The sequence below is a fragment of the Streptomyces sp. OR43 genome (assembly GCF_008042275.1).
Lineage (GTDB): Bacteria > Actinomycetota > Actinomycetes > Streptomycetales > Streptomycetaceae > Streptomyces.
The window spans coordinates 2,738,882-2,750,627 of the sequence record NZ_RDBK01000043.1 but is presented as its reverse complement, the minus strand read 5'-3'; the positions used below and the strand labels follow the sequence as shown (position 1 = coordinate 2,750,627).

Below are 11,746 nucleotides of genomic sequence, written 5' to 3'. Positions count from 1 at the left end.
TGCCGTGGCAGTCCCGAAGCGGCCACATTACTGCGCAGGCGGCTCGCAGGCCCAACCCGGCCTGTCACAAGTCCGTGATAACCGGCCTGTCGCACGTCCGTGATAGGAGAGAACGTGACTGATTCCTCTTCCCCCTACCGGGCCGACGCCGCGCGCTACGACTCCATGGAGTACCGGCGCGCCGGCCGCAGCGGCCTCAAGCTCCCGGCTCTCTCGCTCGGCCTCTGGCACAACTTCGGCGACGACCGCACGCTGGGCTCCCAGCGCGCCATCCTGCGCCGCGCCTTCGACCTCGGCGTGACCCACTTCGACCTGGCCAACAACTACGGCCCGCCGCCCGGCTCGGCCGAGCTCAACTTCGGGAAGATCTTCGGGCAGGACTTCGCCCCCTACCGCGACGAGCTGGTCATCTCCACCAAGGCGGGGTACGACATGCACCCCGGCCCGTACGGGGAGTGGGGCTCGCGCAAGTACCTGCTGTCGTCGCTCGACGCCTCGCTGAAGCGGATGGGCCTGGACTACGTCGACATCTTCTACTCGCACCGCTTCGACCCGGACACTCCGCTGGAGGAGACGATGGGGGCGCTGGCCTCCGCCGTGCACCAGGGCAAGGCGCTGTACGTGGGGGTGTCCTCGTACAACTCCGGGCAGACCGCCGAGGCGGCCCGGCTGCTGAAGGAGATGGGCGTACCGGCCCTGATCCACCAGCCGTCCTACTCGATGATCAACCGCTGGACCGAGGACGACGGGCTGCTGGACACCCTGGAGGCGGCCGGCATGGGCTGCATCTCCTTCGTGCCGCTCGCCCAGGGCCTGCTGACCGGCAAGTACCTGACGGGGATCCCCCAGGGCTCGCGTGCCACGCAGGGCAAGTCCCTCGACCCGGACCTGCTCTCGGACGAGGTGGTCCGCCGGCTGAACGGGCTGAACGACATCGCGCGCCGCCGCGGCCAGTCGCTCGCCCAGCTGGCCATCGGCTGGGTGCTGCGCGACAGCCGCATGACGTCGGCCCTGATCGGCGCGTCGAGCGTGGGACAGCTGGAGGAGAACGTCGCGGCTCTGGCCGGTCCGCCGCTGACCGCCGAGGAGTTGAAGGAGATCGACACCTTCGCCGTGGACACCGCGGGCACCAACATCTGGGCCGGACGGGGCTGAGCGAGCGGCCCTACCGGGTGGCCGGGGCTCCGCGCGACCGCTTGCGCGGTGCGGGCCCGGCCGTACCGGGGCACAAAAAAACGGGCCGGTCCGTGGGGGGGGTTACGGACCGGCCCGAGGGGGGGTTTCCACCATAACCCTTCGTAAGTGCTGCTGCGTGCCACGCCGCGAAATAATTACTCTCCGAATGTGCGGAACTCCGCAGCGGACGCGGATCCCGGCGCTTCGCACCCCTGTGACCTGCACAGACACCCACAGGCGCCACATTGACGCCGAACGCGCCCGCAGGACGTACACAGGATGTGCACATTCCGGTCGTGGACGGCCTGAGCCCCGCGTCCTCGACGACCGGCCAGGGGTCTCACGCAGGGTCATGAACGGTCGCCCCATTGGGACAGGATCTGACCTACTGGTCCACTAGTTTCGGTTCATGACGACGCCGAGCGCGACCGTGACGTGGACCGGGGCGAACGCCCGCCGGCTGGAACGCCAGGGCCTGACGGACCCGCTCAGCGGCACCCCGTCCGCCGTGGTCGAGTCGATGCCCGCCGCGCACGCGCAGGTCCTGTCCGCCGCCGAGCTCTCCGTGGGGTTGCGGAGCCGGGAGCTGACCCGCACCGACGTGCGCAAGGCGCTGTGGACGGACCGGACGCTGATCAAGACGTTCGGGCCGCGCGGCACGGTCCATCTGGTGTCGGCCGCCGAACTCCCGCTGTGGACCGGAGCGTTGTCCGCACTGCCGGCGGGCCGCACCACCCAGCCGGAAGGGGTGCGGATGACGCCGGAGCAGACCGAGGAGGTACTCGCCGCGATCGCCGACGCGCTGACCGGGGCGGAGCTGACCGTCGACGAGCTCACGGAGGCGGTCGTCGCCCGTGCCGGGGCCTGGGCCGGTGAACCGGTGATGCCCGCCTTCCAGACCCTGTGGCCGCGCTGGCGCCAGGTCACCCATCTGGCGTCCCACCGAGGAGTCCTCTGCTTCGGAGCTGACCGCGGCCGCAGGATCACGTACACCCGCCCGGACGTCACCCCGCTCGCCGGACCGCCGGCGCTCGCCGCGCTCGTCGGCCGCTATCTGCACGCGTACGGTCCCGCCACCCCGCAGAACTTCGCCAAATGGCTCGCCGCACCCGGCCGTTGGGCCTCGGACCTGTTCGCCGGGCTCGCGGCGGACGGGAAGATCGAAGAGGTGGCGTACGAGGACGGCAGCCCGGCCTGGGTGGCGGCGGGTGACACCGCGTTCCCTTCGCAGCCGGTACGTGGCGTGCGGCTGCTCCCCTACTTCGACGCGTTCGTCATCGCCTCGCAGCCCCGCGAGCGGCTCTTCCCCGGAGCCGCGTACACCCGGGCGCTGGCGGGCGGCCAGGCGGGGAACTTCCCGGTACTGCTGGTGGACGGCACCGTGGCGGGGGTGTGGCACCAGCGCCGCTCGGGCCGGCGGATCGTGGTGACGGTGGAGCCGCTGTCCCCGCTGACGGCCGGACAACTCCGGGAGCTGGAGCGGCAGGTGGCGCGGGTGGGCGAGGTGATGGAGGGCAAGCCCGAGCTCACGGTGGGGGAAGTGACGGTCGGCGGCCACGCGTAGCGCCATCGGCGGGTGCGCCCGTGCCGGCGTACGGGGGCCGGCACCGCGGGCCGGTCAGGGCGCCGGCCGCCCGTGTCACGCTTGTCCCGTGACGCCGCCCGCACCCCTCACCCCCGACGCCCCGGTCGCCCTGCGCCGCCCCCTCCTCACGCAGCAGTGGCTCGATCTCTGCTTCGTCCACTGGGCGGCCGATCCGGCGGAGGTCGCGGGGCTGCTGCCCGAAGGAACCGTTCCCGACACGGTCGACGGGGTCACCTACGTCGGCCTGGTGGCCTTCCGGATGCACCGGGTCGGCTGGCTCGGGCTGCCGGGCGTGCCCTATCTCGGTTCGTTTCCCGAAACCAACGTCCGGCTGTACTCGGTCGACGCCCAGGGGCGGCGCGGGGTCGTCTTCCGCTCCATGGACGCGTCGCGCCTGGTTCCCGTGGCCATAGGCCGGATCGGCTTCCGCCTGCCGTACGTGTGGTCCCGGATGAGCGTCGAGGCGACCGGCGACACCATCACCTACACCAGCTCGCGGCGCCTGCCCGGCCCTCGTGGCGCCCACAGCCGCATCACCGTACGCACCGGTGAACGCATCGAGAAGCCCACGGATCTGGAGTACTTCCTCACCGCCCGCTGGGGCCTGCACAACCCGTTCCTCGGCGCCACGGCCTACCTGCCCAACGAGCACCCGCGCTGGCCGCTGCACCGCGCCGAGCTCCTCCGCTGCGAGGAGAACCTGATCGAGGCCGCGGGCCTGACCGCCCCGGGCGGCGCCCCGGTCAGCGTGCTGTACTCCCCCGGCGTACCCGTCCGGCTGGGGCGTCCGGTACGTGTCGGCCGCGTACGGGACGAGCGGCCCCAGGACGCGCGCCCGGCTGTCACGTCGTCGCGGCCGCGCCCCGGTGGCCCCGGGTGAAGCGGATGCCCACGGTGTCGCCGCCGGTCACCACGAAGCGGCCGCCCTCGCAGCGGATGACGGCCTCGTCCACCTCGCCGCGCTCGTCCCTGCGCTCCTCGGTGCGCAGCACCGTCCAGCCGCCGTGGGGCGGTTGCGGCAACCGTGCCATCGCGGCGTACTCCCACTGGGCGGCCGGTACGCACCAGTCGGGAAGGTGCGGCCACGTTCCGGGACCCACGTGCAGGCTGCCGTCGGAGGCACAGGTCAGGAGCACGGACTGGCCGTCGTCCAGCAGGAAGGCGACGGCTTCCGGCTCCCCCATGCGTCCCTCGGGCCGGTAGAAGATGCCGAGGACGCCGACGATCCGGGCGCCTGCGAGCCATTCGGCGTTTCCCTGCCGCGGGCCGCGCGCCGCTTCCTCGTCGTTGCCGACCCTCATGGCCTGCTCCTTCCCGGTGCGTTCAGCACCCAGGGTGCCATCCTTCGGGCGCGGGAAGGGTGTTCGGGATCACCCGGGTTTGCGGGCCTCGATCAGGAAGCGGGTGGTGTGGGCGACGAACGGCCCCTCGGTCTCGATCCGGTGGTGCAGCGCGGCGAGTTGTGTCCGGTACGCGTCCACGGTGAAGCCGGGCACCATCCAGATCACCTTGCGCAGGAAGTAGACGACGGCGCCGATGTCGAGGAACTCGGTGCGCAGTCGCTCCATCCGCAGGTCGACGACGTCGAGACCGGCCGCCTCGGCCGCGGCACGTGCCTGGCCGGGGTCGCGTCCGGCGCGTACCTCCGGCGGCTGCGGGCCGAGGAAGTACTCGACGAGTTCGAAGACGCTCGCCGGGCCGACCTGTTGCGAGAAGTACGTGCCTCCGGGGACCAGGACCCGGGCGATCTCCTCCCACCACGTGGTCACCGGATGACGGCTGACCACCAGATCGAAGGCCGCGTCGCCGAACGGCAGCGGAGGCTTGTCCTCGTCCGCGACCACGACGGCTCCCCGCGGATGCAGCAGGGCGGTGGCACGGGCGATGTTCGGCGGCCAGCCCTCGGTCGCCACGGTCAGCGGCGGCAGCTTCGGCGCGGAGGCGAGCACCTCGCCGCCCCCGGTCTGGATGTCCAGCGCCGCCCGCGCCCTGCCGAGGCGCTCACCCATGGCGTGGGCGTATCCCCAGGACGGGCGCTCCTCGGTGGCCCGGCCGTCCAGCCAGGAGAAGTCCCAGCCGGCCACGGAGACGGCGTCGGCCTCGGCGACCAGGGCCTCGAACCGGTCGTGTTCCGCCGCGGCGGCCGCCTGCGCGTCATCGGGGTGTGCGGTCATACGGCCAGGGTGGCAGCCGGGTACCACCGGCCGCGACCGCATTTCCCGCGCGCCCGTCGAGGGCCGGACGTCCGGTCCCCGTCCGGCGGGGGCCGGACGGCTCGGGGCGTCAGGCGGCCAGTGCGCCGAACAGGATGCCCAGCAGCGCACCGGCGATCATGAACGGGCCGAAGGGGATGCCCGTCTTGCGCCCGGCCCGCCGCATCACCACCAGCCCCAGCCCGTACAGCGCACCGAACAGGAACCCGGCGAACCCGCCCGCGAACACGACGGCCCAGCCGTACCAGCCGAGGGCCACGCCCAGGGACAGCGCGAGCTTGACGTCTCCGAAGCCCATCCCGCTCGGGTTGATGAGGAAGAGCAGGAAGTAGAAGGCGCCCAGGACGGCACCGCCGAGCAGCGCGGACAGCCAGGATCCGCCGTGTTCGGGCAGCAGGGCGGCGAGCCCGAGGAGTACGGCGGCTGCCGCCGCGGCCGGCAGGGTCAGCTGGTCGGGCAGCCGGTGGACCCGGCGGTCGATGGTCGCGAGGAGTACGCCCACGGGAGTGAGCAGCAGCCAGACGGCCAGCTCGGGCCGTGCGCCGGTGGCCGCCGCGAGGACGGCGCAGGCCAGGGCGGCGACGACGGGCGCGACGATGTGCGGGGCGTAGCGCGGGCCGCTGCGGCTCGGTGCGGCGGGTGACGGCGGGGCGGTGTCCGGTCCCTGGGCGTCGTCCGCGTCACCGGCCGGCTCCGGCTCGTCGCCGTCCACCGGTCCGGGGCCGCCGTGCCCGGGTCCGGCGGCCGCCCGCACGGCGACGGCGGCGCCCACCTCGGCGCAGGTCGTGCAGCGCGTGGAGCCGAACCAGCCGCGGGCGGGCCCGGTCAGGGCGTGGCCGGCGGGGCAGGCGTCGCGCCACGCGTCGTCCGGCTCGACGGAGAACCGGTAGGCGGCGCGCGGCACCAGCAGTCCGGTCGCGGCTCCCCAGAGGGCGGCGACCCCTATCAGGATGGCGTACACAGCATCGACCCTAGGCGGCTCGCGGGTACCGGTCATGGGCCCTGGGGCCCACTTCGCACCATGCGGGACCCAGAGCCCGTCACGTGGCGCTACCGTCGTGGCCATGGCTCGATGGCGCAATGGAACAGGAACGCTGACGATCAGGGACCGGGACGGGGAGGACGGAACCGAGGTGCCGCTGCGGATCGCGGCCTCGTACCGTCACCGTAGCCGTGGGCTGCTCGGTCAGGACGGGATCGACGGGGCGTTGATGATCACTCCGTGCGGGAGTGTGCACTCCTTCCGGATGCGGTTCACGATCGATGTGGCCTATCTGGACCGGAAGTTCAACGTCGTGGCGGTGCACACGATGAAGCCGGGGCGGCTCGGCCTGCCCCGACTGCGGGCCCGGCATGTGATCGAGTCGGAGGCCGGCGCGATGGCGAAGTGGGGGCTGCGGCCCGGCATGCGGGTGCGGATCACCCAGCAGACGGACTGACCTCCGGCTCCGGCCCTCCGGAAGCCGTCCCGGCCGGGCACGGATGGGGTCCCGGGGCCCATGACGCTGGGTCCGTTGCGGCTCTAGGGTCGAAAACATGTCATCCATGGGGGAGTTGCGTCGGCGGATGCGCCGGTGGTCACGGACTTCGGTGCCGCGTACGGGTGTGCGGTTGCCGGCGCTGCGGCGGCGGGGCGACCGGGGCCAGGGTGCGTTGGAGTACCTGGGCCTGACGCTGGTCGTCGTGGCGATCATCGGTGCGCTGGTGGGTACGGGGATCGGCGCGGACCTGACCGCGAAGATCGGCGTACAGGTCTGCCGGATCGGTGGCGGCGGCAACTGTGGTGGTGACAGCGGGAACGAGGCGCGGGGCGGCGATCAGAACGCTCCGGGGCAGGGCGATCCGGCTTCGGACAGGAATGCCGACGGTTCGCCGAAGTCGCCGGAGCAGATCGCGTACGACAAGGCGCTGAAGGATCTCCAGGACGCGCAGAAGGACGAGAAGTCCAACAGCGACAAGGCGATCGAGGCGGCGAAGGAACTCGCGAAGATCCTTGCCGACGAGCTCGGGATCACCGACGCGCTGGACTGCGTCACCAAGGGCGACATGGGCGCCTGCACCGAGACGCTGATCAACGTGCTGTTGAGTCTGGTCGGGGGTGCGGTCGGGAAGCTCGCCGCGAAGTACGGGGCGCCCTGGAAGTGGAAGAAGGCCTACAAGCTCATCCAGAGCCTCAAGAAGCACGGCGGGGACCTGTACGACGGGCTCAAGGGGCTCATCAAGAGCCGCGGGAAGGTCAAGGACGCCCAGAAGGCCCTCGACGACGCGGCAAAGAAGCTCGACGACACCAAGAAGCCCAAGAAGGACGAGCCCAAACCCGACGACAAGAAGCCGCCCACCTGCCCGGTGAGCCACAGCTTCCTGCCCGGGACTCCGGTTCTCCTCGCCGACGGCAGCAGCCGGTCCATCGAGACGATCCGCCCCGGCGACCTGGTGACGGCCACCGATCCGGTGACCGGCAGGACCGAGGCCCGCCCCGTCGAGCGCGCCATCACCACGTACGACGACAAGCACTTCACCCGGCTGGTCTTCCGCGCCGGCGGCGGCCCCGCGGTGATCACCGCGACCGACACCCACCCGTTCTGGATCACCGGCGAGCGGCGCTGGGCCGACGCGGGCGACATCACTCCCGGCATGAGGCTCCGGTCCCCCGACGGATCCGTGCTCACCGTCGCCGGGGTGTCCCGCCACACCCAGCGCCGGACCACCCATGACCTCACCGTCAACGGCATCCACACGTACTATGTGCTGGCCGGGCGGACTCCGGTCCTCGTGCACAACACCGACTGTCCTGTCGGATCGGTGACCGGGCCCGGTGGAGAATCGCTGCCCTTGCCCAAGGGGGCGACCGGCACCCCGGTGGCAACGGGTAAGGGCTGGTCCTACGACATCCCGGCCGGCACCAAGGGCCTCGATCCCCGGGTGACACAGGTCCGGGTGATGGACCCCGTCACCACCGGCAAATACCAGTACCCCAAGGGCTATGTGGTCTACATGAACAAAGCGGGACAATCCGTCAATCCTCTGACCGGACAGACGGTGAGCAAGGCTGATCCCTACAACCACATCCCGATTCCATGACCTCGATCAATGATCTCGTCACGGCACCGTTTCGTTCGACAGGCCTCGACCGGGCCGAATCGGATCCTCTGCGGGAGGCGGATGCCCTGCAGGAGTCGCAGTTGCTGGACTCCCGGGTGTGCCAGCTGACCTCCACGGCGGCCCTTCTCTTCGAACTGCGTACTTCCTTGCAGTTCGAAGCGGGGAACGCCGCGCTGCTTGTGGTGCGCGGACTGCGTTCGTTCGGGTGGAACTCGGCTCCGGCGCGGGGCCCGCTCACGGCGCTGACCGTGGTGTCCAGTGCGCCCGATCGGCTCAACGATTCCTTTCGTGCGAGCTTTGCGTTCTTTCCGGACGCGCAGCTGGAAGTGGTGGGCGATCTGGCGGAGTTCTACGTACTCGCGGTGGAAGGAATCGGTGACGTGCCGCCCGATTACTCGGATGGGGACCTGAAGCGCGTCCAAGGGGCCTTGCCCTCCTGGTCGTCCGCGTGCAGCCCGCTTCAGGTGTCACGTTCACGCTGAGCGACCTCACCCTGGGCGATGGCACCCGGCTCGTGGCCGTCGGGCGGTGCGGATCACGCACGGCCGGGTGAGTTCGCCCGGGTGTCGCACCAGAGGGCCGGCCGACTGACGGAACCCGGTGAGCTCGGACCCGGCTCCGCCCCCGCGTAACCAAAAGAATGCCCTGCCGTCGGCGGACCGCCGTCGGCAGGGCATCGTCGTTCCCGCCTCAGGGCAGCTTCGCCGCCTGTGCCGCGACCAGTTCGGCCGGAAGCTGCGGGGTCTTCGCCGTGAGGAAGTCGGCCACGTAGAACGTGACGACGGTCGAGCCGGTACGCACCAGCTGGAAGACCAGCGGCACCTTGTCCCCCTCGATGCTCCCGGTCACCTGGTAGGCGATGCTCTCCTGGCCCGCCGGCGGCAGCGGAAGCTGCTTGACCTCGGTGTACGTGGAGGGGCCGTCCTCGCTCGACGTACGGAAGCCGCCCGCGCAGGCCCGGACCGCGTCCCTGACTCCGCGCATCAGCTGCTGCGCCGCGTCCTTGGGGTGCGAGGTGAGGATCTCCGTGACGACGGTCTGGTCGTCCTTGCCCTCTTCTGACTTGTCCATGACGGTACGGAAGACGGTGGCGGCCGGGGTGGGCTGGGGCGCGCCGTTGATCACGGCGACGAGCGGTTCGCAGTCCTTGTTCTCGGACCGCTCCGTGCCGCTCTCCTCGCCCCCCTGCATCGGCGTGACCTCGTAGGCGGCCACCTCGCCGGTCGTCAGTGCGACCTTGGCCAGCCCGGCCTTGTCGAGGACCTCGCCGCTGCTGGTGGGGGTGGAGGTGGGCGCCGGGGCGGCGGAGTCGCTTGCGGCAGGGTCGCTCGCGTTCGCGGAGGCCGTCCCGCTCGGATCGGCGGTCGCGCCCGCGGCCTTCCCGCCGTCCTTCTCGGACTTCTCGCCGTCCGGGCCGCAGGCGGCGGCCGCCAGGCAGAGCGCCGCTGTCGTGGCCGCCACGGCTGCCGTACGAAAGACCCTGGTCACTGACCGCTCCTCACCGGCGAACCGCTACCGCCGACCTTGTTCCCGCACGGACTCCGCACGCTAACAACCCGAGTGGCCCGGACGCTTGGGCCCACGGGCCCAACCCGTTCGGTCACGGCGGCCCGGAACCGAGCAGCGTCCAGGCCCCGTACGCGGCCGAGGCCGCGGCGAGTACCGCGAGAACCGTCACCGTACGGGCGGTGGAACGCAGCCGGGCCAGTGCGACGGCGGGCGGCAGCAGGAGCGGGAAGGCGGGCATCATCAGCCGGGGCCGGGAGCCGAAGTACCCCGAGCCGATCAGCGAGATGACGACGACGGCGATGCCGTAGACGAGTACGGGCAGCGGCTGGCGCTGCCGCACGCACAGGGACACCAGCCAGCCGAGCGCCGCCAGCGCCGCGCACAACCCGAGCATGCCGGGCAGCGGCAGGCCGAGGATGAAGGAGGCGAGGGCGGCGCCGCCGTCGATGCTGTTGCTCCACTGCGCCTGGACGTCGAAGTAGGCGAACGGGCTGCCTTCGCGCACGGCGACGAACACCACGTACGCGAGCCAGCCCAGCGGCGCGAGCACCACCCCGAGGAGCATCCGTCCGTTGCGGCGCACGAGACCGTCGGTGGCACCGGCCCGCCACTCCCGTACGAGGGTGACGGCCGCGGTGATCGCGAGGGCGGCGATGAGCGCGGCGGCGGAAGGACGGGTCAGCCCGGCGAGCGCGCACAGTCCGCCGGCCACGATCCATCGCCGGGTCAGCGCGGCGTACAGCGACCAGGCGGCGAGCGCGGTGAACAGGGTCTCGGTGTACGCCATCGACTGGACGAACGCCGTCGGGTACACCCCCCACAGCGTCGCCAGGACCACCCCGGCCCGGCGCCCGTACAGCCGTGCCCCGACAGCGAAGATCCCCCAGGCGGCGAGCAGCCCCGCCGACCAGGCGACCAGCAGTCCGGCGCCCGCGAGGCCGAGCGGGGTGACCTCCGCGAGACCGCGCTCCAGGGCGGGCAGCAGAGGGAAGAAGGCCAGGTCGGAGTGGATTCCGCCGTCCGGGAGCGTGACCGTGTACCCGTAGCCGTTCTCCGCGACCCGCTGGTACCAGACGGAGTCCCAGCGCTCGGAGAGCAGGTGCGGCGCGTCCTTGCCCGCGGCCGACGCGGCGGCCCAGAAGACGACGAGCCCGACGATCCGGACCCGCACCTGCTCTCCGAGCGCTGGGACTCCGTCTGGTACCAGCGGGTCGCGGAGAACGGCTACGGGTACACGGTCACGCTCCCGGACGGCGGAATCCACTCCGACCTGGCCTTCTTCCCTCCGGCGAGGACGGCGGCGGGCGCGGGGTCACCCAGCTGGTGATCCCGGTCGAACCACCCGTTCCGCCGTCGCCGCCCCCGTCGGCGCCCCCGTCGTCACCGGCCACCACCTCGGTGCCGGGTGCGGGGCAGGCGCTACCGGTCAGCGAGCAGATGGCGCTCTGGATGCCCCCGGTGATCCCAGCGCCGATGCCGGTCGCCACCAGCCCGCCGATGAGGGCCACCACCACCAGGACGAGGCCCAGATATTCCATGGCCGTCTGCCCGCCGTCCCGGCGCCACTTGATCATCCGCGAGACGCTGAAGGGGCGGGGCGACAACCTTTGTTCCAGGGGAAGTTCGAACCAGTCGCGCGAGCTCGCCCGGAACAGCGCCACGATGACGGCGACCGGGATCACCAGCTGGGTGACCCCGCGCCCGCCGCCGTCCTCGCCGAGCGTCGCGAGCGCGCCGAGCACGAACCAGAGGTACACGGCCAGGAGACCGCGCCGGACCCCGATGCCTCCGGTCCGTACGTACAGCGAGAGCACGAACCCGACGACGCTCGGCAGAGCCGCGTACAACAGCAGCCCGAACAGCCGGCCGTCGACCGCGTTGACCGAGGACGCCACGGTCAGGATGCCGATGCCGCCGACGACAGCGAGCACGAAGAGCGCCCGGGTCAGCAGCAGCACCGCCCAGAGGGCCCGCGGAAGCGGCTGCCGTCCCGGGCCGGCGGCTATCACTCCACCGATTCCGCCTGCTCCACCTGAGAACGCGATACCACTGAAGCCAGACACGAGAAGTCCCCCAACTCATCGGTTCATCGCTGCTGTTCGGCCCGTTCACCCAGGAGGCCCATCAAACTTGCGTTCGACAGGCTACCGCTCGGCCGCCG

General features: G+C 71.6%; 12 protein-coding genes. 6 read left to right on the top strand and 6 right to left on the bottom strand.

Features of this window, described 5'->3' with window-relative positions; translation table 11 throughout:
• Positions 1-114 precede the first annotated feature (114 nt).
• From mgrA to EAO72_RS31410, 3 genes are all read left to right on the top strand, one after another.
• Positions 115-1,155: an L-glyceraldehyde 3-phosphate reductase gene (gene mgrA / locus EAO72_RS31420; protein ID WP_148020468.1), complete on the top strand. Its 1,041-nt coding sequence runs from the start codon at positions 115-117 to the stop codon at positions 1,153-1,155.
• A 430-nt stretch (positions 1,156-1,585) separates the two neighbouring features.
• Positions 1,586-2,740 carry a winged helix DNA-binding domain-containing protein gene (locus EAO72_RS31415; protein WP_148020467.1) on the top strand — a complete coding sequence of 385 codons (1,155 nt, stop codon included), beginning with the start codon at positions 1,586-1,588 and terminating at the stop codon, positions 2,738-2,740.
• Positions 2,741-2,828: 88 nt separating this feature from the next.
• Complete coding sequence (locus EAO72_RS31410) at positions 2,829-3,641, top strand: YqjF family protein (protein ID WP_148020466.1); 813 nt, start codon at positions 2,829-2,831, stop codon at positions 3,639-3,641.
• Here EAO72_RS31410 and EAO72_RS31405 read toward each other — a convergent pair.
• From EAO72_RS31405 to EAO72_RS31395, 3 genes are all read right to left on the bottom strand, one after another.
• Positions 3,604-4,062 (bottom strand): hypothetical protein, encoded by a 459-nt coding sequence (locus EAO72_RS31405; protein WP_148020465.1) that lies wholly within the window; start codon positions 4,060-4,062, stop codon positions 3,604-3,606. The two genes, EAO72_RS31410 and EAO72_RS31405, sit on opposite strands and share 38 nt — an antisense overlap.
• Positions 4,063-4,131: 69 nt before the next feature.
• The gene (locus EAO72_RS31400) at positions 4,132-4,935 is read right to left on the bottom strand and encodes a class I SAM-dependent methyltransferase (protein WP_148020464.1); all 804 of its coding nucleotides are present in this window, start codon (positions 4,933-4,935) and stop codon (positions 4,132-4,134) included.
• A gap of 109 nt (positions 4,936-5,044) precedes the next feature.
• Positions 5,045-5,935 carry a prepilin peptidase gene (locus tag EAO72_RS31395; RefSeq protein WP_148020463.1) on the bottom strand — a complete coding sequence of 297 codons (891 nt, stop codon included), beginning with the start codon at positions 5,933-5,935 and terminating at the stop codon, positions 5,045-5,047.
• 103 nt (positions 5,936-6,038) lie between these two features.
• On the opposite strand from EAO72_RS31395, the gene EAO72_RS31390 reads away from it, so the two are divergent.
• The 3 genes from EAO72_RS31390 to EAO72_RS31380 all read left to right on the top strand — a co-directional run bounded on the left by EAO72_RS31390 (position 6,039) and on the right by EAO72_RS31380 (position 8,558).
• Positions 6,039-6,413, top strand: a complete 375-nt coding sequence (locus EAO72_RS31390; RefSeq protein WP_148020462.1) for a DUF192 domain-containing protein — start codon at positions 6,039-6,041, stop codon at positions 6,411-6,413.
• 97 nt (positions 6,414-6,510) lie between these two features.
• Complete coding sequence (locus tag EAO72_RS31385; protein ID WP_148020461.1) at positions 6,511-8,055, top strand: polymorphic toxin-type HINT domain-containing protein; 1,545 nt, start codon at positions 6,511-6,513, stop codon at positions 8,053-8,055.
• Positions 8,052-8,558, top strand: a complete 507-nt coding sequence (locus EAO72_RS31380; RefSeq protein ID WP_148020460.1) for a hypothetical protein — start codon at positions 8,052-8,054, stop codon at positions 8,556-8,558. Before EAO72_RS31385 ends, EAO72_RS31380 begins: the two co-directional genes overlap by 4 nt.
• Before the next feature lie 208 nt (positions 8,559-8,766).
• Here EAO72_RS31380 and EAO72_RS31375 read toward each other — a convergent pair whose 3' ends face one another.
• The 3 genes from EAO72_RS31375 to EAO72_RS31360 all read right to left on the bottom strand — a co-directional run bounded on the left by EAO72_RS31375 (position 8,767) and on the right by EAO72_RS31360 (position 11,543).
• Positions 8,767-9,564 carry a hypothetical protein gene (locus EAO72_RS31375; protein WP_148020459.1) on the bottom strand — a complete coding sequence of 266 codons (798 nt, stop codon included), beginning with the start codon at positions 9,562-9,564 and terminating at the stop codon, positions 8,767-8,769.
• Positions 9,565-9,676: 112 nt separating this feature from the next.
• Positions 9,677-10,792, bottom strand: coding sequence for a hypothetical protein (locus EAO72_RS31370; RefSeq protein WP_410090550.1), 1,116 nt, complete (start codon positions 10,790-10,792; stop codon positions 9,677-9,679).
• Positions 10,793-10,823: 31 nt separating this feature from the next.
• Complete coding sequence (locus EAO72_RS31360; protein WP_148020457.1) at positions 10,824-11,543, bottom strand: hypothetical protein; 720 nt, start codon at positions 11,541-11,543, stop codon at positions 10,824-10,826.
• Positions 11,544-11,746: the final 203 nt, after the last annotated feature.

Bases quoted from the DNA above. Each gene is read 5' to 3' on its own strand.
- EAO72_RS31415 (WP_148020467.1), top strand. From the start codon at position 1,586: ATGACGACGCCGAGCGCGACCGTGACGTGGACCGGGGCGAACGCCCGC.
- EAO72_RS31400 (WP_148020464.1), bottom strand. From the start codon at position 4,935: ATGACCGCACACCCCGATGACGCGCAGGCGGCCGCCGCGGCGGAACAC.
- EAO72_RS31405 (WP_148020465.1), bottom strand. From the start codon at position 4,062: ATGAGGGTCGGCAACGACGAGGAAGCGGCGCGCGGCCCGCGGCAGGGA.
- EAO72_RS31385 (WP_148020461.1), top strand. From the start codon at position 6,511: ATGTCATCCATGGGGGAGTTGCGTCGGCGGATGCGCCGGTGGTCACGG.
- EAO72_RS31380 (WP_148020460.1), top strand. From the start codon at position 8,052: ATGACCTCGATCAATGATCTCGTCACGGCACCGTTTCGTTCGACAGGC.
- EAO72_RS31390 (WP_148020462.1), top strand. From the start codon at position 6,039: ATGGCTCGATGGCGCAATGGAACAGGAACGCTGACGATCAGGGACCGG.